Annotated in this window: 23 protein-coding genes and 1 tRNA gene; 11 read left to right on the forward strand and 13 right to left on the reverse strand. The window is 60.9% G+C overall.

The features are described from left to right. Nucleotides 1–40: 40 nt before the first annotated feature. Nucleotides 41–1,249, forward strand: a complete 1,209-nt coding sequence (gene pbpG / locus FSY59_RS02980; protein WP_003056632.1) for a D-alanyl-D-alanine endopeptidase — start codon at nucleotides 41–43, stop codon at nucleotides 1,247–1,249. A gap of 134 nt (nucleotides 1,250–1,383) precedes the next feature. Here the strand turns inward: pbpG and FSY59_RS02985 are convergent, their stop codons facing one another. The 6 genes from FSY59_RS02985 to FSY59_RS03010 form a co-directional block, all read right to left on the reverse strand. Continuing rightward, nucleotides 1,384–2,217 carry an IclR family transcriptional regulator gene (locus FSY59_RS02985; protein WP_003056631.1) on the reverse strand — a complete coding sequence of 278 codons (834 nt, stop codon included), beginning with the start codon at nucleotides 2,215–2,217 and terminating at the stop codon, nucleotides 1,384–1,386. A 98-nt stretch (nucleotides 2,218–2,315) separates the two neighbouring features. Further along, nucleotides 2,316–3,086 (reverse strand): arginyltransferase, encoded by a 771-nt coding sequence (locus FSY59_RS02990; protein WP_003056630.1) that lies wholly within the window; start codon nucleotides 3,084–3,086, stop codon nucleotides 2,316–2,318. 28 nt (nucleotides 3,087–3,114) lie between these two features. Further along, a complete protein-coding gene (aat, locus tag FSY59_RS02995; protein WP_003056629.1) occupies nucleotides 3,115–3,864 on the reverse strand; it encodes a leucyl/phenylalanyl-tRNA--protein transferase in 750 nt (249 codons plus the stop codon). A gap of 171 nt (nucleotides 3,865–4,035) precedes the next feature. Beyond that, nucleotides 4,036–4,590 (reverse strand): elongation factor P, encoded by a 555-nt coding sequence (gene efp / locus FSY59_RS03000; protein WP_003056627.1) that lies wholly within the window; start codon nucleotides 4,588–4,590, stop codon nucleotides 4,036–4,038. Nucleotides 4,591–4,784: 194 nt separating this feature from the next. Beyond that, a complete protein-coding gene (gene earP, locus FSY59_RS03005) occupies nucleotides 4,785–5,906 on the reverse strand; it encodes an elongation factor P maturation arginine rhamnosyltransferase EarP (RefSeq protein ID WP_003056626.1) in 1,122 nt (373 codons plus the stop codon). Nucleotides 5,907–5,910: 4 nt separating this feature from the next. Continuing rightward, nucleotides 5,911–6,825, reverse strand: coding sequence for a LysR family transcriptional regulator (locus FSY59_RS03010; RefSeq protein ID WP_003056625.1), 915 nt, complete (start codon nucleotides 6,823–6,825; stop codon nucleotides 5,911–5,913). Nucleotides 6,826–6,989: 164 nt separating this feature from the next. Here FSY59_RS03010 and FSY59_RS03015 point away from each other — a divergent pair, with 164 nt between their 5' ends. The 5 genes from FSY59_RS03015 to pgsA all read left to right on the forward strand — a co-directional run bounded on the left by FSY59_RS03015 (nucleotide 6,990) and on the right by pgsA (nucleotide 13,047). After that, the gene (locus tag FSY59_RS03015) at nucleotides 6,990–8,222 is read left to right on the forward strand and encodes a CaiB/BaiF CoA-transferase family protein (RefSeq protein WP_019043473.1); all 1,233 of its coding nucleotides are present in this window, start codon (nucleotides 6,990–6,992) and stop codon (nucleotides 8,220–8,222) included. Next, a complete protein-coding gene (locus tag FSY59_RS03020) occupies nucleotides 8,219–9,199 on the forward strand; it encodes a hydroxymethylglutaryl-CoA lyase (protein WP_148728433.1) in 981 nt (326 codons plus the stop codon). Before FSY59_RS03015 ends, FSY59_RS03020 begins: the two co-directional genes overlap by 4 nt. A 79-nt stretch (nucleotides 9,200–9,278) precedes the next feature. Further along, nucleotides 9,279–10,265 carry a tripartite tricarboxylate transporter substrate binding protein gene (locus FSY59_RS03025; protein ID WP_003056622.1) on the forward strand — a complete coding sequence of 329 codons (987 nt, stop codon included), beginning with the start codon at nucleotides 9,279–9,281 and terminating at the stop codon, nucleotides 10,263–10,265. A 205-nt stretch (nucleotides 10,266–10,470) separates the two neighbouring features. Then, the gene (gene uvrC / locus FSY59_RS03030) at nucleotides 10,471–12,423 is read left to right on the forward strand and encodes an excinuclease ABC subunit UvrC (RefSeq protein WP_003056619.1); all 1,953 of its coding nucleotides are present in this window, start codon (nucleotides 10,471–10,473) and stop codon (nucleotides 12,421–12,423) included. A gap of 60 nt (nucleotides 12,424–12,483) precedes the next feature. Beyond that, nucleotides 12,484–13,047, forward strand: a complete 564-nt coding sequence (gene pgsA / locus FSY59_RS03035) for a CDP-diacylglycerol--glycerol-3-phosphate 3-phosphatidyltransferase (protein ID WP_019043474.1) — start codon at nucleotides 12,484–12,486, stop codon at nucleotides 13,045–13,047. A gap of 35 nt (nucleotides 13,048–13,082) precedes the next feature. On the opposite strand, the gene FSY59_RS03040 is transcribed toward pgsA, so the two are convergent. After that, complete coding sequence (locus FSY59_RS03040; protein ID WP_148728434.1) at nucleotides 13,083–13,424, reverse strand: hypothetical protein; 342 nt, start codon at nucleotides 13,422–13,424, stop codon at nucleotides 13,083–13,085. Nucleotides 13,425–13,454: 30 nt separating this feature from the next. Here FSY59_RS03040 and FSY59_RS03045 point away from each other — a divergent pair, with 30 nt between their 5' ends. The 4 genes from FSY59_RS03045 (at nucleotide 13,455) to FSY59_RS27620 (ending at nucleotide 15,103) form a co-directional block, all read left to right on the forward strand. Continuing rightward, nucleotides 13,455–13,727, forward strand: a complete 273-nt coding sequence (locus tag FSY59_RS03045; protein WP_003056615.1) for an HU family DNA-binding protein — start codon at nucleotides 13,455–13,457, stop codon at nucleotides 13,725–13,727. 14 nt (nucleotides 13,728–13,741) lie between these two features. Beyond that, a tRNA-Val gene (locus FSY59_RS03050) sits at nucleotides 13,742–13,817 on the forward strand. A 347-nt stretch (nucleotides 13,818–14,164) separates the two neighbouring features. Then, nucleotides 14,165–14,620, forward strand: coding sequence for a hypothetical protein (locus FSY59_RS27615; RefSeq protein WP_255439122.1), 456 nt, complete (start codon nucleotides 14,165–14,167; stop codon nucleotides 14,618–14,620). 57 nt (nucleotides 14,621–14,677) lie between these two features. Beyond that, complete coding sequence (locus FSY59_RS27620; RefSeq protein ID WP_255439124.1) at nucleotides 14,678–15,103, forward strand: site-specific integrase; 426 nt, start codon at nucleotides 14,678–14,680, stop codon at nucleotides 15,101–15,103. Here the strand turns inward: FSY59_RS27620 and FSY59_RS27900 are convergent. Beyond that, nucleotides 15,024–15,302 (reverse strand): helix-turn-helix domain-containing protein, encoded by a 279-nt coding sequence (locus FSY59_RS27900; protein ID WP_148728435.1) that lies wholly within the window; start codon nucleotides 15,300–15,302, stop codon nucleotides 15,024–15,026. The genes FSY59_RS27620 and FSY59_RS27900 overlap by 80 nt on opposite strands. 39 nt (nucleotides 15,303–15,341) lie before the next feature. Beyond that, nucleotides 15,342–15,755 carry a hypothetical protein gene (locus FSY59_RS27625; RefSeq protein ID WP_255439125.1) on the reverse strand — a complete coding sequence of 138 codons (414 nt, stop codon included), beginning with the start codon at nucleotides 15,753–15,755 and terminating at the stop codon, nucleotides 15,342–15,344. Here FSY59_RS27625 and FSY59_RS27630 point away from each other — a divergent pair. After that, nucleotides 15,754–16,155, forward strand: coding sequence for a hypothetical protein (locus FSY59_RS27630; protein ID WP_019043475.1), 402 nt, complete (start codon nucleotides 15,754–15,756; stop codon nucleotides 16,153–16,155). The genes FSY59_RS27625 and FSY59_RS27630 overlap by 2 nt on opposite strands. A gap of 176 nt (nucleotides 16,156–16,331) precedes the next feature. Here the strand turns inward: FSY59_RS27630 and FSY59_RS03070 are convergent, their stop codons facing one another. From FSY59_RS03070 to FSY59_RS27905, 4 genes are all read right to left on the reverse strand, one after another. Continuing rightward, nucleotides 16,332–16,490, reverse strand: a complete 159-nt coding sequence (locus FSY59_RS03070; RefSeq protein WP_003056610.1) for a DUF3309 family protein — start codon at nucleotides 16,488–16,490, stop codon at nucleotides 16,332–16,334. Nucleotides 16,491–16,569: 79 nt separating this feature from the next. After that, a complete protein-coding gene (locus tag FSY59_RS03075; protein ID WP_019043476.1) occupies nucleotides 16,570–16,812 on the reverse strand; it encodes a glycine zipper 2TM domain-containing protein in 243 nt (80 codons plus the stop codon). Between the two features lie 318 nt (nucleotides 16,813–17,130). Then, nucleotides 17,131–17,319: a hypothetical protein gene (locus FSY59_RS03080; protein ID WP_148728436.1), complete on the reverse strand. Its 189-nt coding sequence runs from the start codon at nucleotides 17,317–17,319 to the stop codon at nucleotides 17,131–17,133. A 946-nt stretch (nucleotides 17,320–18,265) separates the two neighbouring features. Next, entirely contained in the window at nucleotides 18,266–18,544 is a 279-nt protein-coding gene (locus FSY59_RS27905) for a DNA cytosine methyltransferase (RefSeq protein WP_148728437.1), read from the reverse strand. Between the last annotated feature and the right edge of the window lie 220 nt (nucleotides 18,545–18,764).

The raw sequence follows: 18,764 nt of genomic DNA on the forward strand, positions 1-18,764 counted from the left end.
ATTGAATTAAATCCTTACACCTTGTTGTCTGGAGTATCGCATGCAGCTGCTGCGTCCATTTCGCCTTGCAAAACTCACCCAGGTGGTGTCTTTGGCTCTGTTGAGCTGCGCTCTGGCTGCTCCGGCAGCGCATGCGGCGGCGCCCAAAAAAGACTCCAAAAAGCCAGTGGCTGCTGCGGCTGCGACCAAGAAGGCAGCCAAGGAGCCCGCTGGCAAGGTTCGTGCTGCAGCGCAGCCCAAGGGCGCAAAGGTCGCCAAGGGCAAGCCCGAAAAGGCGGACGCCAAGCTTGCAAGCAGGAAGGGCGGCAAGTCTGTTCTAGCGGCCAAGGCCGAGAGAGAAGAGAAGACTGGCGGCAAGAAGCGTCTGGCCAGGGCAGGAGCTGCCGGCGTTGCGGTTGCGGCAGCTGCCACGGCAGTCGAGCCCGCGCGCCTGTCCTATGGGCAGATGGCGGGTCTTCACTCCGTCTCGGACCCTCTGGATCTGCAAAGCAGCGTGGCTTATGTGATCGACCAGGACACGCATGAGGTGCTGCTGAGCAAGAACGATCAGGCCGTGTTGCCGATTGCTTCGCTGACCAAGCTCATGACCGGTCTGCTGATCTCCCAGGCTCGTCTGCCCATGGACGAGATGATCACCATCACGCAGGACGATGTGGATACCGAAAAGCACAGCAGCTCCCGTCTGCGTGTCGGCACCACCTTGACGCGTGCCGAGATGATGCATCTGGCGCTGATGTCCAGCGAGAACCGTGCTGCCCATGCCCTGGGACGCACCTATCCTGGCGGTCTGTCCCAGTTTGTGCAGCTGATGAACTCCAAGGCGCTGCAGCTGGGGATGAAGGACACGCGCTATGTGGAGCCCACCGGCCTGTCCAGCAGCAACCAGTCCAGCGCACGCGATCTGGCACGTCTGGTGGCAGTGGCACATGCGGATCCGCTGATGCGCGAATACTCCACATCGCCGGGTTACGAAGTGGCCGTGGGTCGTCGCACGCTGCAGTTCAACAATACCAACCGCCTGGTCAAGAGCGACAACTGGGATATCGGCCTGCAAAAGACCGGCTATATTTCCGAAGCCGGACGCTGCCTCGTGATGCAAGCCCATGTGGCCGGCCGCAAGCTGATCATGGTGTTCCTGGATTCGGCAGGCAAGTTCAGTCGTCTGGCCGATGCCGAGCGCGTGCGCCACTGGATGGAAAGCAAGGGTCCCACGGCCAGCAACACGATTGCCAGCCGTATCAGGGGATAAGCTGGCGCAAACCCAGCCTGTCACCGTCAAAAAGCGCTACCGAGGTAGCGCTTTTTTTATGGGACACGAACACAGTGGCCTGTCTTGTCTTTTACCGGCGGTGCAATGTGCTGCGGCTGCTGGAGCGGGAAGATTCAGCTGTGCTGGCTGCGGCTATAGGGATTGGGGGCGGTCTGAGCGGTGGCAGGGCGGGTGCCGCTGAAACCCAGTGCCACGGAAATTTCCTGCACCGTGGCCTGCAGCCTGGGCGCCCAGCTTTCGTCAAGCCGGTCAGCAGGCGCCGATATCGACAGCCCGGCGATCAGCTTGTTCTGGTCGTCGTAAATGCCGGCGGCCATGCAGCGCACGCCCAGTTCCAGCTCTTCGTTGTCGCGGGCAATACCGTATTGGCGCACCTTGGCCAGCTCATGTTCCAGGTCGCCCAGCTGGGTGATGCTGAAATGGGTCTTGCCAGGCAGGCCGGTGCGCATGGCGTAGGCGCGTACCTGCTGGGAATCGTCGGCCGCCAGAAACAGCTTGCCGTTGGAGGTCAGATGCAAGGGAGCATGGCCGCCAATGGCGCGTACCACCTGCATGCCGGAGCGCTCGCTGTAGGCGCGCTCGACATAGACAATCTCGTCGCCCTGACGCACGGACAGGCTGATGGGCTGCTGAATCTGCTTGTAGAGCTGTCGCATCGGCGAAAGCGCCACTTCGCGCACGTTCAGGCGGGCCTTGACCAGATTGCCCAGCTCCAGAAAACGCATGCCCAGGCGGTAGCTGCCCGATTCGGGGCGGTCCACAAAGCGGCCCAGTGCAAGATCATTGAGGATGCGGTGCGTGGTCGATGGATGCAGGCCCGTGCGTTCGCTGATCTCCTTCAAAGAAACCGCTTCCTCACGCGATGCCAGCACGTCGATCAACGTGAACATGCGTTCCAGAACCTGGACGCTGGGCTTTGCGGAGGCCGAGAGGTCGTCTTTTTTCATGCGTTGGAGATACTTTGCGGGATGAGGGCATTCTAGCGGTGCTGCAGCCGCGCAACCATCTCATCCGCTCATATATCCATGTGCTGCTTTTGGCGGCATCACTCTTCAATTTGCGAGCGCACAATGCTTTGCCTGTCTATGCGTCGCCAAAGCTCACCCTGGCGGATCTCGTGGGGCAAAAAGCTGGCCTTGTAGCGCATCTTCTGGCTCTCGGAGATCCAGTAGCCCAGATAGACATAGGGCAGGTTCATGGCCTTGGCCTGCTGGATCTGCCACAGCACATTGAAGGTGCCGTAGCTGGCTTGGTCTTCGGGAGCGTAGAAGGTGTAGACCGCCGAGAGCCCGTCTTCCAGCACATCGAGAATTGAGAGCATCTTGAGTGTGCCCGGCTGTCCGTCCGCGCCGGGCTCGCGAAACTCCACTAGCCGTGAGTTGACCCTGCTTTGCAGCAGAAACTGCGTGTACTGGTCGACGCTGTCGTTGTCCATGCCGCCGCCGCTGTGGCGATGCTGCTGGTAGCGCAGATAGAGCTGATAGTGCTCGTCGGAATAGTGCAGGCGCTGAATGGAGGCCACCAGCTGCCCGTGCTGTTTGGCAGCGCGTCTCTGGCTGCGGCTGGGCCGGAACTCCTGCGCAAGAATTCGCAGCGGAACGCAGGCCTGGCAGCCGTCGCAATAGGGGCGATAGGTGAACATGCCACTGCGCCGGAAGCCCAGCGTGACCAGTTCCGAGTAGGTGGTGTTCTGGATCAGGTGGCTGGGCGTGGCGACCTGGGAGCGTGCCAGCCGGCCCGGCAGATAGCTGCAGGGATAGGCTGCCGTGGCGTAGAACTGCAGGGCATGTAGCGGGAGGTCGTTCGGGTGCGTCATGATCGGACTCGGCTGCAGAGGCGGTGCATCAAGCCTCAGTATGGCTCAGCAACTGCTCCCAGTATATGGGTCTGAATTGCCACTGCATATCGGGCAGCTGCGACTGGGCTTGAACAGTCCGGGCAAATTGTGCCCTGGTGATCTCTCGTGCGCCCATGAAGGAAAGGTGCGCCGTTGCCTGCTGGCAGTCGATCTGCGGCACCTGATGAGCCCTGCACAGGGCCACCAGTGCCGACAGCGCAATCTTGGAGGCATCGGTCTGCAGTGCGAACATGGATTCGCCAAACACCGCCCTGCCCAGCGCTACGCAGTAAAGCCCGCCGACCAGCTGGCCGTCGATCCAGGTTTCCACGCTGTGTGCAGCCCCCTGCTGATGCAGTTCGGTATAGGCATCGATGATGCTCTGCACGATCCAGGTGCCGTTCTGTCCGTCGCGGGGGGTCTGGGCGCAATGCTGCATCACTGTGGCAAAAGCGCTGTCGATGCGGATTTCGCAGCCTGGATCGTCGCGAAACTTCTGCAGTCTCTTGCGCAGGCTGCGGTGCAGGCGGAACTCCTCGGGATGCAGAGCCATGCGTGGATTGGGGGACCACCAGAGCACGGGCTGGCCCTCGCTGAACCAGGGGAAGATTCCCTGGCTGTAAGCGGTACGAAGGCGGGCAGCATCCAGGGTGTTGCCGGCGGCCAGCAGCCCGGGAATGGGATCCCGCTCGCCCCAGGTCTGATCGATGGGAGGGAATTCTTGTTCGGGCTGCAGCCAGGGCAGGGAGTGCGTCATTGGCGGTGGAAATGGATGGACTGCCCCAAGTCTTGCACAGACTGAAGCGGTTTTGCATGTCGCGGCACAAGGCCGGTGCTGGCGTAATCCCGTTGTCGGCGGCAGAAATGAAAAAAGGCTTCCACAGGGAAGCCTTTTTGTCGGGGAGCAGCTGCGGCAGCTGCAGCCACCTTACACGCGCTTGCGGTATTCGCCGGTACGGGTGTCGATTTCGATCTTGTCTTCTTGGGACACGAACAGGGGCACGGCCACTTCGAAGCCGGTAGCGATCTTGGCGGGCTTCAGAACCTTGCCGGAGGTATCGCCCTTGACGGCGGGCTCGGTCCAGGTGATTTCGCGCACGATGGTGGTGGGCAGTTCGACGGAGATGGCCTTGCCGTCATAGAACACCACTTCGGCAGTCATGCCGTCTTCCAGGTAGTTCAGTGCGTCAGCCATGTTTTCGGCTTCGACTTCGTACTGGTTGAACTCTTCGTCCATCCACACGTACATGGGGTCGGCGAAGTAGGAGTAGGTGCAATCCTTCTTGTCCAGGATCACGTTGTCGATCTTGTCGTCGGCCTTGAACACGTTTTCCGTGCCGAAGTTGCCGATCAGGCTCTTGAGCTTCATGCGCACGGTAGCAGCGCCACGGCCGCCACGAGCGTATTCGGTCTTCAGAACGATCATGGGGTCCTTGCCGAACATGATCACATTGCCTGCGCGGATTTCTTGAGCGATTTTCATGGCTTGCTTGCGTTTGAAAGGTTGGAGCCGCTCTACACGGCAGGCAAGCTGTTCGCAATGGTCGCTGGAGAAAGCAACGCATCAAAGGTGCGGCGGCGGGGCCTGCCGCATGTACCGCGGCGGGGCGCGACCCCGAAAGCAAGATCGCTCGGCATACCGGCTGCGACTGCCCTCAGAGAGGCAAAACGTGGATTTTAGCTTTTTTCGGCGACAAAAGCTTGAAGCTGCGCAATCAGCTCGGTTTGTTCCATCAATCTGGCTCGCGCAGCCCTGATGCAGCAGGCCCATTCGTCCAGCATCTGCCCACCGAGCAAAGGCAATGTTTGCGGTGCGGTCATGCCATTCCAGGTGTGGTGAAAGCGCCTGAGGCTGTCCGGGGCCTGGAGCCAGTCGAGAAAGGCATTCAGCTTGTCGTGGTGGGCGTTGTCATGCTGGGGGTAGATCTGCCAGACCATGGGCTGGCCCGCCCAGAGCGCGCGGACCAGCGAGTCCTCGCCGCGCACCAGATTCAGGTCGCAGCCCCAGAGCATTTCGTCGAACCGGGCCTGAGGGCGGGCTGGCAGATAGACCGGCTGCATCTGCTGCGCTTCGGGCAGCGCCTGCACGGCCGTCGTGGCGCGTCCGGGGGTCACCAGCAGCCTGGCGTTGAGCAACTGCTTGTTCGAGAGCTGGGCAAGCAACTGGGGCAGGGCGGCAGGCTCGTAGCAAAACAGCGAGACGGCGCATTCGTCAGGCTGAATGCCTTCTGCGCGGCGCCACGAGTCGCGTTGGGCCGTGAAGGCCTGCTGGCGCTGCGCCAGGCTCTGCTCGCGTACCAGCGAGCCGGTGGCTGCCGTAAAGCCGGGGTAGAAGAACCAGCGTGTCAGCCCGGCAGCAGGGCCGCTCATGATGCGGGAGGGCAGGCGATGGCAGCGCTCCACATAGTCTTCGGCCGAGAGATATTCGAGATTGATCCAGATCGCAGGCTTGCTCTTCGACGCCTTGTCTGCAATGGCGCTCACGAATGCCGCGGGAATCTCGCAGCCGAAGGCCTCGATGACCACATCGCCAATCGATGCCGGAACGTCCGCGGCTTGCGCGGGCCAGGCATGCACGCTCAGGCCGGGCGGCCAGGGCTGGGGCGCCATCCATTGCAGTGCGCTGGCATCGTCCATCCACAGGCGTACCTGCTGGCCGCGGGCGGCCAGTTCCGCTGCCGTGCGCCAGCACACGCCCACGTCGCCAAAGTTGTCAATCACCTGGCAGAAGATGTCCCAGCACAGCGAAGGATGGGGTGCCCCGGGGGCTGGCAAAGGCATGGGTGAAAAATCGGGCATGGATTCAGTCTTTATCGGTTGAGGCGCTCTGACACAGGTGTTCGACCAGCAATTGCGCGACGGGCGAGAGTGCGTCCTGGGAGCGTACGCAGAGCATGAGCTGGCGCTCGGCCCAGACTTCGTCCAGGCGGATGCAGCGCAAGGGCAGGGCGCCCATGTAGATATGGGCGCTGCCCTCGGGAAGAATGCCAACGCCCAGGCCGGCGGCCACCATCAGGCACAGGGCGTCATAGCCGGTCACCTTCATGCGCAGGCGCGGCTGCAGGCCCTGGTCGGCGGCAGAGCGGGTGATGAGATGGTTGAGCGCACTGTCGGCATGCATGCCGATCAGATCATGCTCGAGGACTTGTTCCAGGCGCAGTCTGTTCTCGCCGGCCAGCGGATGGGATTGGGGCATGACCACGGCCAGCCGGTCCCGGCGATAGGGGCGCAGGCTGATCTTGCTGCCGTAGCTGCCGTTGTTGAGCAGGCCGATGTCGGCCTCGTTGTCGGCTACGGCGCGCGCGATATCGGTGCTTACGCGCTCCTGCAGCCGCACGTCCACCAGCGGGTGCCGGCTCAGAAAGCTCTGCAGCTGGGCCGGCAGAAACTGGGTGATGCTGGAAATATTGGCCATCACCCGAACATGGCCGCGCAGGCCTTGTTCGCCGCCCTGGGCATAGTCCTTCATCTGCGTGGCGATACCGTCCAGCTCGTTGAGCACGCCGCGCGCCATGTTCAGCAGGGCGTAGGCGGCGGCCGTGGGCTGGCTGCCCCGGTTGCTGCGTGTGAACAGCTCAAGCTGCAGCTGATCCTCCAGTTCGGCCAGGCGGCGGCTGGCGGCCGAGGGGGCGATGTGCTCGCGTGCCGCGGCACGCGCGATGGCGTTTTCCTCCATCACGGCCACAAACAGGCGCAGGGTGATCGGGTCCAGTTTCATGAGGACTGCATTATCTCGCCTGGCTATGCCCAAATGCGATGGCAGCTTCGCATTTCAGCGTTTTGCAGGACTGATCTTCAAGGGCAAGATGATTGAAAAGCCGTTTTGCCTGGTATTGGTCAACGCAAAGCGGCACAGCAAGACAACCATCAAGAGACCAACGGATGACGACGATGAATATCCAAGACCCCGCCACGCAGACCGCCACGCCGCGCGCGCTGGAAGGGGTGAAAGTGGTGGAAATGGGCCAGCTGATTGCCGGTCCCTTCTGTGGCAAGACCCTGGGCGAGTTTGGCGCCGATGTCATCAAGATCGAGGCGCCCGGTGCGGGCGACCCGCTGCGCAACTGGCGCCTGATCAAGGAAGGCACCTCCGTCTGGTGGCAGGTGCAGTCGCGCAACAAGCGCTCGGTCGCGCTTGATCTGCGCCAGCAGGAGGCGCAGGCCGTGGCGCGTCAGCTCATTGCCGAAGCCGACGTGCTGGTCGAGAACTTCCGTCCCGGCACGCTGGAGGGCTGGGGCATGTCGCCCGAGGAGTTGCACGCCATCAACCCCGGGCTGGTGATTCTGCGCATCTCTGGCTACGGTCAGACCGGCCCCTATCGCGATCTGCCGGGCTTTGGCGTGATCGGCGAAGCCATGGGCGGGCTGCGCCATCTGACGGCCGAGCCGGGCCGGGTGCCGGTACGCGTGGGCGTGTCGATAGGTGATACGCTGGCGGCCCTGCACGGCGTGATTGGCGTGATGATGGCTCTGTACCACCGCAAGGTTAACGGCGGCCCGGGCCAGGTGATCGACGTGGCCCTGCATGAGGCCGTGTTCAACATCATGGAAAGTCTGATCCCCGAGTACAGCGCCTTTGGCGCCGTGCGCGAGGCCGCAGGCAGTGCGCTGCCGGGCATTGCGCCCTCGAATGCCTACCCCTGCCAGGATGGCTGGGTGCTGGTGGCGGGCAATGGCGACTCGATCTTCAAGCGGCTCATGACGGCCATCGGCCGCCAGGATCTGGCCGATGCGCCCGATCTGGCCGACAACGCGGGCCGCGTCCAGCGCGTGGCCGAGATCGATGCCGCGATTGGCACCTGGACGCAGGCACGCAGCGTGCAGACCGTGATGGATGAGCTGGGCGCGGCACGCGTGCCGGCCGGCAAGGTCTACACGGCCAAGGATATTGCCGAAGATCCGCATTACCGGGCGCGCGAGATGATTCTGACCCAGCGCACCCGCGATGGTTTCGAGCTTCAGGTGCCCGGCGTGGTGCCCAAGCTCTCGCTGACGCCGGGCACGGTGCGCAGCAGTGCCCCCCATGTGGGCGACGATACCGATGCCGTGCTGGCCGAGATCGGCCTGAGCGCCGAGCAGGTCGCCCAGCTGCGCGAGAAAGGCATCATCCAATGATCACGCCAAATGTCTGGAATGGTGCGGGTCGCCGCATTTTCATGAACGAAGTCGGCACGCGCGACGGTCTGCAGATGGAGCAGGCCTTTGTGCCCACCGAGGACAAGATCGCGCTGGTCAACGCACTGTCCGAGGCGGGCCTGTCCAAGATCGAAGTCACGGCCTTTGTCTCGCCCAAGGCCATTCCGGCCCTGCGCGACGGCGAGATCGTGATGCGCGAGATCGCGCGCCGGCCGGGCACGGTCTACACGGCGCTGGTGCCCAATGTGCGTGGCGCGGAGCGTGCTATCGATGCACAGACCGACGAGCTCAATCTGGTGATGTCGGTCAGCGAGACGCACAACCTTTGCAATCTGCGCATGCAGCGCAGCCAGTCCTTCGAGGCACTCAGGCAGGTGATCGCCACGGCGCAGCAGGCGGCAACGCCCGTCAACGTGTCGCTTTCCTGCTGCTTTGGCTGCCCCATGGAGGGCGATGTGTCCGAGGCCGAAGTGCTGGCCTGGGTGCAGCGCTTTGCCGATCTGGGCGTGCAGGGCATCACGCTGTGCGATACCACGGGCATGGCCTATCCCAACCAGGTGCATGCCACGGTCCTGGCCTTCAGGGCGCGCTGGCCGCAGCTGGGTCTGACCCTGCATTTCCACAACACGCGCGGCATGGCGCTGGCCAATGTGCTGGCCTCCATAGCTGCGGGTGCGGATCGCTTCGACGCCTCGATTGGCGGTCTGGGCGGCTGTCCCTATGCGCCGGGCGCCTCGGGCAATGCCTGCACCGAAGAGATCGTGCATGCGCTGCAACTCATGGGCTATGACACCGGCACGGATCTGGCCCGGATTGTGGCGGCTGCTCGCAGCCTGCCGGCGCTGATCGGCCACGAGACGCCCGGCCAGATCGTCAAGGCCGGTGCGCGCTGGGACCTGCACCAGCCGCCAGCGGATTTTGCCGAGATCAAGGAACGCGCCCAGGCCAGAGCCTGAGACTGTTTTCGCCACCGCTGCATCGGCTCTTTCGGGGGAAGGAGCGGGTGCGGTTCAACATTCCAACAAGGAGACAAACATGACTGTTCAACGTCAACGCCTTCATTTCCTGCTCGCGACGGTCGCTGCCGCGACCGGCCTTGCCAGCGCCCCGGCCATGGCCCAGGGCAGCTATCCCAGCAAAACCGTGCTGATGATCGTGCCCGCAGCCGCGGGTGGCACCACCGATCTGGCCGGCCGCATGGCCGCACAGGCGCTGGCGCCGGTGATCGGGCAATCGGTGGTGGTGGACAACAAGGGCGGCGGCAACGGCGCCATCGCCGCCAATCTGGTCAAGCGTGCGGATGCCGACGGCTACACGCTGCTGATGCAGTACTCCGGCTACCACGTCATCTCCCCGCATCTGACCAAGGCCAGAAGCTGGGAGCAAGGCGACTTTGCCCCCGTGGCCAATGTGCTGTCGGCGCCGCAGATCATCGTGGTGCGCTCCGAGCTGCCGGTGAAGACGCTGGCCGAGCTGGTGAGCTACACCAAGGCCAACCCCGGCAAGCTCAACTATGCCTCGTCGGGCAACGGCTCGCTGCAGCATGTGACGGGTGCCATGCTGGAGCAGCAGGCCGGCGTGAAGATGGTGCACGTGCCCTACAAGGGCACCGGCCCGGCGCTGCAGGACCTGCTGGGCGGCCAGGTGGACCTGACCTTCGGCACCGCGCCTCCCTTCATGCCCCATGTGCAAAGCGGCAAGCTGCGCGTTCTGGCCGTGACGGGCAAGCAGCGCCTGCCCAGCCTGCCCAATGTGCCCACCACGGCGGAAGCCGGCTACCCGGGCGTGAACGCCACGTCCTGGTTTGCCGTGTTTGCGCCCAAGGCCACGCCGCAGCCCGTGATCGACAGGCTGGCTGCCGACATCAAGAAGGTGGTGGAGGACCCCGCCTTCAGGAAAAAGGCCGAAGAGCAGGGCGCCACGGCAGACTATATGAACCCGCAGCAACTGGCGGCCATGGTCAAGACCGAATATGGCAACTGGGCGCAGGTGGTGAAGTCGTCCAGGATCGAAGCCGAGTAAGCTGCAGGGCGCAGGGATTGCCCCGAATCCATTGGTCCTAAAAAAGGAGCTGCTATCGCTTGATTGGTAAGGATTTCAGATTGAAAACTATCTGAAATTCAATCTGATAAAGCGCTGGCAGCTCCTTTTATTGATGTGCAATGCGCTGCCGCTCGTTTGCACCGCTTGCTGCAGGATTCGTCCACATGCGCAGACAATAGCGCCCATGTCTTCCACGCATTCCGCCGAACTGCTGGCCCAGGTGGCCGCGCTGCCGCCATTGCCCGGCGTTTATCGCTATTTCGATGCTGCCGGTGTCCTGCTCTACGTGGGCAAGGCCATCAACCTCAAGCGTCGCGTTTCCAGCTACTTCCAGAAGGAGCATGGCGGCACGCGCATAGGCCATATGGTCAGCAAGATCGTGAGGCTGGAGACCACGGTGGTGCGCTCCGAAGCCGAGGCGCTGCTGCTGGAAAACAACCTCATCAAGACGCTGTACCCCAAGTACAACATCCTGTTCAGGGACGACAAAAGCTACCCCTATCTCAAGATCACCGGCGTGGCCCACCGTGACGGCAAGGAGGGCGAGCCTGCGTTTCAGGAGTTCCCGCGCATTGCCTACTACCGTGGTGCCGTGGACAAGAAGCACCGCTACTTTGGCCCCTACCCAAGTGCCTGGGCAGTCAAGGAAAGCATTCAGCTGCTGCAGAAAGTCTTTAGGCTGCGCACCTGCGAGGACACGGTGTTTGCCAACCGCAGCCGCCCCTGTCTGCTCTATCAGATCAAGCGCTGCACCGGCCCCTGCGTGGATCTGATATCGCCCGAGGCCTATGCGCTGGATGTGCGCAATGCCGAGGCCATGCTGCGCGGCGAAACCAGCGAGCTGCTGCAGCAGCTCGAAGCGCGCATGATGGCGCACTCCGACAAGCTGGAGTTCGAGCAGGCGGCCGAGGTGCGCAACCAGCTCACGGCCCTGTCGCGCGTGCTGCACCAGCAGGCGATCGAAACCACGGACGACAAGGATGTGGACATCCTGGCCGTGCGCGTGCAGGGCGGCCGCGCCTGCGTCAACCTGGCCATGGTGCGCGGCGGCCGCCACCTGGGCGACAGGCCTTACTTCCCGGCGAATCTGGGCGATGCCGCATCGGTCTACTCCAGCGAGGAAGAGGTGGACGCTGCAGCCGAGGCGCGACCCGTGGAGGAGCTGGTGCTGGAGGCCTTTATCGCCCAGCACTATGTCGGCGTGGCGGTGCCGCCCACGCTCATCGTCAGCCATCCCGTGGAGAAGCGGCTGGTGGAGCTGCTGACCGAGCAGACCGGCGTGCGCATCACCGTGGTCCAGCAGCCGCGCGAGCAGCGCCGCATCTGGCTGGAGATGGCGCAGAAGAATGCGGACATCCAGCTGGCCCGGCTGCTGGCCGAAGAGGGCTCGCAACAGGCGCGCACGCGTGCCCTGGCCGAGGCGCTGGATCTGCCGGTCGAAAATCTCGACGAGCTGACCATCGAATGCTTCGATATCTCGCACACCAGCGGCGAAAGCACCAAGGCCTCTTGCGTGGTGTTCCATCACCACAAGATGCAGAGCAGCGATTACCGTCGTTTCAATATCGAAGGCATCACCGGCGGCGACGACTATGCGGCCATGCGCCAGGTGCTCACGCGCCGCTACAAGCCCGTGGCCGAGGCGCAGCGCGAGGCAGGCGGCGCCGAGCTGACCGGCAAGCAGCCGCATCTGCCCGATCTGGTGCTGGTCGACGGCGGCAAGGGCCAGGTCAGCATGGCGCGGGAGGTCTTCACGGAACTGGGTCTCGACCTGTCGCGCATCGTGGGCGTGGAAAAAGGCGAGGGCCGCAAGGTCGGCCTGGAGGAGCTGGTGTTTGCCGACGGGCGCGACAAGGTCTATCTGGGCCATGATTCGGCGGCCCTGATGCTGGTGGCGCAGATCCGCGACGAGGCGCACCGCTTCGCCATCACCGGCATGCGCGCGGCCCGCGCCAAGGTGCGCACGGGCAGCAGCAGCCTGGAAGATATTGCGGGAGTGGGGCCCAAGAAGCGGGCGCGATTGCTGCAGCGCTTTGGCGGCGTGCGCGGCGTGGCCGATGCCAGCGTGGACGATCTGATGACCGTGGAGGGCATTTCCGCAACGCTGGCCGAAGAAATCTACAAGGCACTGCATTGATGCAGGCTGCGCGAGCGCGAATCCGCGCTGGCGCAGCCCGCTCGTGACACAATGACACCCATGTTCTTCACCATCCCTACTGTGCTGACCCTTACGCGGATCGTGGCGATTCCGCTCATCGTGGGGGTGTTTTACGCGCCGCTGGATCAGGCGACCCGCAACCTCATCGCCACGGTGATGTTCGTCGTGTTTGCCGCCACCGACTGGTTTGACGGCTATCTGGCCCGCAAGCTCAACCAGACGTCGGCATTCGGGGCTTTTCTAGATCCTGTGGCCGACAAATTCCTGGTCTGTGCCTCGCTGCTGGTGCTGGTTCATCTGCAACGCGCCGACGTGTTTGTGGCGTTGATCATCATCGGGCGCGAGATTGCCATCTCGGCACTGCGTGAATGGATGGCTCAGATCGGCGCCAGCAAGAGCGTGGCCGTGCACATGATCGGCAAGGCCAAGACCATGGCCCAGATGGTGGCCATCCCCTTTTTGCTCTATGACGGAGTGGCGTTCGGAGTGATCGATACCGGTGTCTGGGGACAGTGGCTGATCTGGATTGCCGCAGTGCTGACCGTCTGGTCCATGGTCTACTACCTGCAAAAGGCATTGCCCGAAATTCGTGCCAGGCTCTGAAGTCCACAACGAACCTCTCTGAAAGCGCTTGTTCATCAAGCGCTTTTTGCTGTCTGGCAGGTTGTTTTCGGAGCGGCAAAAAAGATTTGCCGCAACACATCGCGCGACTTGATCGGACTGCAGATTTTGTCAATTGTTGTCAATTGGTGAAGCCGACACGGAAGAAGCTTGAAAAAAGCCGCTTTGGATGGCCGAACCCGCTCAAAAACCGCATAGAATCTGGTCCTGTCGCTGGAATGCGCAGCGCGAGTTGGCGTCAAAAATGTCAGCGGCTTCAGGAAAAAATGGGCTTGCCCATACGCAAAAACTGATAGGCTGGCTTCCGTCTTTATCGCGACTGGTTTCTTGCTGCGCAAGGTTTGCGTTTGCAGAGACATTCCATTCACTTATTTCTCGAGAGGCATCTTGTGAATAAAACCGAACTGATTGAGCACATCGCTAACAACGCCGATATTTCCAAGGCCGCAGCTGCGCGTGCACTGGACTCCACGATCGACGCAGTGAAGAAAACACTGAAAAAAGGTGGTACAGTATCGCTTGTTGGTTTTGGCACATTTGCTGTTGGCAAGCGTGCAGCTCGCACCGGTCGTAATCCCCGTACCGGCGATTCCATCAAGATCAAGGCGGCCAAGGTGCCTAAATTCCGTCCGGGCAAAGCATTGAAAGATGCTCTGAACTGACACCCAGTTTCAGTGGGTCCTTAGCTCAGTTGGTAGAGCGGCTCCTTTACACGGAGTAGGTCGGCGGTTCGAGACCGTCAGGACCCACCAAAGAAAACTAAAGAAATCAAGGGCTTAGAGCGATCTAAGCCCTTTTTCTTTGCCCTCTCCACCAGCTCGAATAGCCGCCACCAGCCGCCTCTACCAACTGAAAATCGTTGCTTGCCAACTCTGCAGGGTATTAGTATGACGCTCCTTTTTGGAGGGCTAGAAGGCAGGCAAGAAGCAGTTCGCAAATGGATCGTGACAGTACGTCTTCAGGAAGAAGGGCGTTCTGGATAAGCCGCTGTATCTCAGGTTTTCCACAGAGGCCGAAGGCGATGAATATGCGGCCAAGTTGGAGGCGCTGCTGGCGCGTGGCATCGTTCCTCTTGAGCACCAAAAGACCGAACAGGTTTTTGACCATCGCTGACCTCGTTGGCGATTACGAGCGCGAGGCCCATCCCTCGCCCCAAGATATTGCGTCGCTGAAAACCATCCTGCCTATCCACGGCACGGTGCGCTTGAATGAAATCAATGCCGCCTGGGTGGAGCACTGGATCGCTCAGATGAAGCGCATTGATAAGGTAGCGCCCACTACGATTCACGCGAAGGTCGGTGCACTCGCTCGCGCCACGGACTGGGGCATGCGCAAAGGCTTGCTCACGATGCCTGACCATGCGCTTCGTTCGCTGCCAAGCGGCTACGCCCAATACACCAAGGCTGACGCGGCCATCGCGGGAGTGCAACGAAAAGACAACGAACGGGACCGGCGCCTTGAGCCCGGCGAGTGGGGAAAAATCTTGGGGGTGATCGCCACGGGTGTGCTGCCCCGCACGCGGCGGCCCCTCGTGCTTGAGGGGCGGCGGAACTAAGGGGCGTTGAAGTGCATCACAGTGCTGGCCGTAGAGACTGCGATGCGGATGCGCGAAATGTACACACTGCGCTGGAGCCAGGTGGACCTGTCCCAAAAGACGGTGTTCCTGGACAAGACCAAGAACGGGGACAAGCGGCAAGACCCGCTTTCGTCGGTGGCACTGGCGGAACTGCGCGCGTTCCAGCCAGGCGATGCCGACCCTGCTGATTGGGTGTTCCCCTTCCTGCAAGCGGAGGAGTCACCGAAAGTGCTGAATGACACGACTGATTTCCTGTCGCGGCTCTTCGTGGATATTTTTGAGCTCGCTGGCGCAAAGGGGTTGCTGTTCCATGATCTGCGTCATGAGGCGACGAGTCGGTTGTCTGAGCGCACCAAGCTCAGCGAAACGCAGATCATGAAAATTACTGGCCACAAGAGCCACAGAATGCCCATGCGATACGCAAACTTGCGCGGATCGACCTTGGCCGATGACCTGTGGTGAGCCGCTCTGAAGTCTGGTCAGGGATGACTTTTTCTGCATAGCGGTGCACATCGCTGGTTCGCATCACGTAGGCACGGCCGATTCGGCCAGCCGGCAGAACGCCGCTGGCAATGAGTTTTTCAACGGTGGAACTATGCACCTGAAGAATCTCGGCCGCTCCTGTGACGGAGCAGGTGAAATTGTTTGTGGCTTTGGTCATAGTGCTATCAAAAGTTAAGCCCCTTTCGGGGCTTTCTGTTTATTTGGGGGTGAGGTTCAGGGCTTGGAATGCCTGCAGGTAAAGGTCCCATAGGCGCTGGCCAGCTGGGCATCGCGCCTGCTTGCCGCCGGATAGCCCGGCAGCGCAGCAGGTAGGGCAGTTGAAGTGGTGGGCTATGTAGGCCTTGTCTTCTGGCAGGCCCACGGTGCTGGCGCTGGTCATCGCGGTTTCTCGATGCGCTTGAAGTCGATCAGCCATACCCAGGGGGTTTGCCGCCCATTCGCCGACGGTGGACTGCCACACCTCGGCAAACCATTCCCGCGGGTCTGCTCCTTCGGCCATGTTGGGGAACGGGCATCCTTCTGCCATGGCATCCCCTCGGCTGATGGACTGCAGGCGCTCCACGCGCACGCCTGTGATTTCCAGCCAGATGCGGGCAAGCTTCCTGGGCATGTGGATTGCCGGTGCCCATTTGGGAATCCAGAGAGCCGTCGCTATCTTCAAATTCCTCGCCTTCAGCTCGATAGGCCAAGTCTGCAAACCGCGGATGCTGCGCAAACCTCTCGCGCACATAGATGCGGTCGCCGGGCTGGCCAACCGGAGAGAACTGCTGCACATACGCAAGGTCGTTGGGTTGCAAGCGCCCTTCATCCAAAAAGTGCGATACCTCACCCATGGCAGCTGCTGCACGCATCTGCTTCACCATATGCTCGCTGAACACACGGCGTGTCTGTATCTTGCTGCCGTCAAGGATGGCGCGCACCAAGGGCGCCTTGAACATCAGGCCGGTTTCTTTCATTCGTTGGCTCCAAAAGCAAAACCCCGCTCAGATGGCGGGGTTCTTGTGACTTGAATAGTAATTAAGCAGAGCTTTGCATGCTTTCGCGCTTTATCGCAGAGGTACTTTTAGAAAATGCCATATTGATATGCAAAGTAAAGCGCTGCCAATACGCCTAACACTGAAAGTATGGTCATCACATTTACCATATCGACTCCTTTAACAATTGCTGGTGAGCAAGAAAAAGGTCGCTAGATGCGTCCTAACACTACCATGACTAGCAATACGACCACTAGAAGGCCGATGATGCCGCTTGGAGCGTAGCCCCAACTGCGACTGTGTGGCCAGGATGGCAATACCCCAAGTAATAGCAGTATGAGGATGATCAACAGGATGGTGCCGATACTCATGGTCTGCTCCTTCGTTTCGGTTCATAAACCGTATTTCAATTTATGAGATATTTATTGAACTATTAACGCATTCTGGTAGCTACCATTTGCGCTGATGCTGGCTGTCGTTTGTGTCGACTTGATTTCCAATGAAGCCACCGACAGCTGCGCCACCAACTGTTCCAAGGCCGCTGCCTCCGGTCAATACAGCACCTCCGACGGCACCGACTCCCGCACCGACCGCGGTATTCCGATCTCTTGCTGACATGCCGCTACAGGCACCTAAGCTCAATAGCGATGCGCATACCAGCGAGGCGAGAGTGATTGATTTGAGGGTTTTCATTTGAGAGCCTCTTTTAATGGCGTGAGCGATGGCTCATGCTTTATTGGATGTCTCAAGATGAATTTTGGCTCGTAAAACATCCTAAGCGAGCCACCACGTCGAAAAAAGCATCTCAGAGTCTCTTTGGAGTGGCTTTTTTGTTATCCCGGAAATCGTCTTGGCCACACCGGAATACCGGCGTGGCGAGTTGAAAAATGATTACGTACTCCTGTCACACTGCGAAAACGCACGATTACGCAAAATTGTCACTTTGTGCAAGCTTGGGAGGTTAAATTAGTGTTGAGTGAACTAGTCCATATCTCAAGCAGGCGCGATGTGTTAGCGATGCTGCTCAGGTTTTTTTGTTGTCTGTTCAGCTTGAACAGGCTTGGCATTTTGCGGAGGGTTGGGTGAAGACTTTTCACCACTTTGTGGTGTAGGCTTTGTGCCTGGGGGAAAGGTAGATCCGCTACTTTGCTGCTGCTGAGGGTTTTGGGGGTTTTGTGGATTGTTAGGTTGTTGGCTCATTGAAATCTCCAGGTTGCTTATCGGTAAACGAATTGCTTACCGAAACTTCATATTGATCCCATTCTTGCAAAATGTCTGTTGTTTAAATGGTTTATTGCAATTTCATTGAAATAGAGTGTATTAATGCGGGATTCGAATTTACATCAGCAGCCTATTTTTTGATGTTTTTTCGACTCAATGGTGGTTGCAAAATGAAAGAAGCCGCCTGCGGCGCGGCTTTGGTGGTTCCCTGGTTCGCGCCATCTGTCGCGCTTGTCGCCTCGGTCGCGGGCTCGGTGCCTCATGCTGGACCTCCCTGCTGGGCTGCCTGGGCGGCGATGGCGGGCTCATAGACAGGCCGCACCCACTCGCTTCGTGCCACCTTGATGCAGTCATATGAGTCCAGCATGTAATCTCCTGCGTCACACAGTGATCGTCCTCGGCTTTGATGGCTGCGCAGATGTCTTCGCGCTCTGCCAGTCGGCCTTGCTCATACATCCAGCGGACGCGGCTTGTAGCTGGCGGCGTCATGTCAACCATGGGCGTAGCTGCTTCCGGGTTGGGGGAAAGCGCGGCGCGAGGCCAGATTTCGTCACGATAGGCCCAATGCGTGCAGGATCGGGTTACCTCAGTGCCAAAGCCTTCCGGATCAGCAGGATCATCCGGGTCGCAGCGGTGGAAGTCGCTGGCCGGCACGTCATGAAGCTGAACGCCTCCGAAGTCTTCGTCCGCAGTAACAACGATCACGCGAATGGAGCTGTCGTCTGTCTATTCCGGCATTCCATTGCCGATTTCGCGCCATGGCGTCGCAGGCACTGCCACGGCGGCGGGCGCTGCCTGTGCCCGCCCTTCGTCAAGGCCTGCGTGTCATACAGCTTGTTCTGCTGCGGTGATTACTTGCTTGTCTTGCATATAGGTGGCTCCCAGAATGAGAAAAGCCCGCGGCTGCGGGCTGGGGTGTTGGAGGTCAGGTGACTTTTCGGAGCTGGCCTGCTTCGCTGTAGTTCGCGGCCACGATGGCGCGAGAGAGGGGCGGGCATACGCTGTTGCCGCACATGCGGACCTGGGCGGTCTTGGTGATGGCCTCGCCGGCGCCGCCGCGGTCGATGATGTAGCTCTCAGGGAAGCCTTGGGCACGGTACAGCTCACGCGGCGTGAGCATTCGCAGCCCGATATCCACGATGGCATAGGGCTCGCCGTGGACCATGACCATGCCCATGCGGTCCTTGGTGGGGATCGTGTGCATGGGATCTGCGCAGCTGGCGTCCTGGCCACGCCCGTGTAGTGCTTGGCCAGGAAGGCCTGCACCAAGGCATGCTTTGGGCTGCCCACCACGGTGCCCAGCGGCTTATCCAGCCCGGGCACGCGCGGCGCCTGGCCGGCACGCTCTCCATAGCCGGTTTGCACCAGCGTCGGCACGGCCAGGGCAAAGTGCCCGCCCTTGATCTGGGCCACTTGGGTGCGCA

It is taken from the genome of Comamonas sp. Z3 (assembly GCF_008121565.1).
GTDB classification, from domain to species: Bacteria; Pseudomonadota; Gammaproteobacteria; order Burkholderiales; family Burkholderiaceae_C; genus Comamonas; species Comamonas brasiliensis.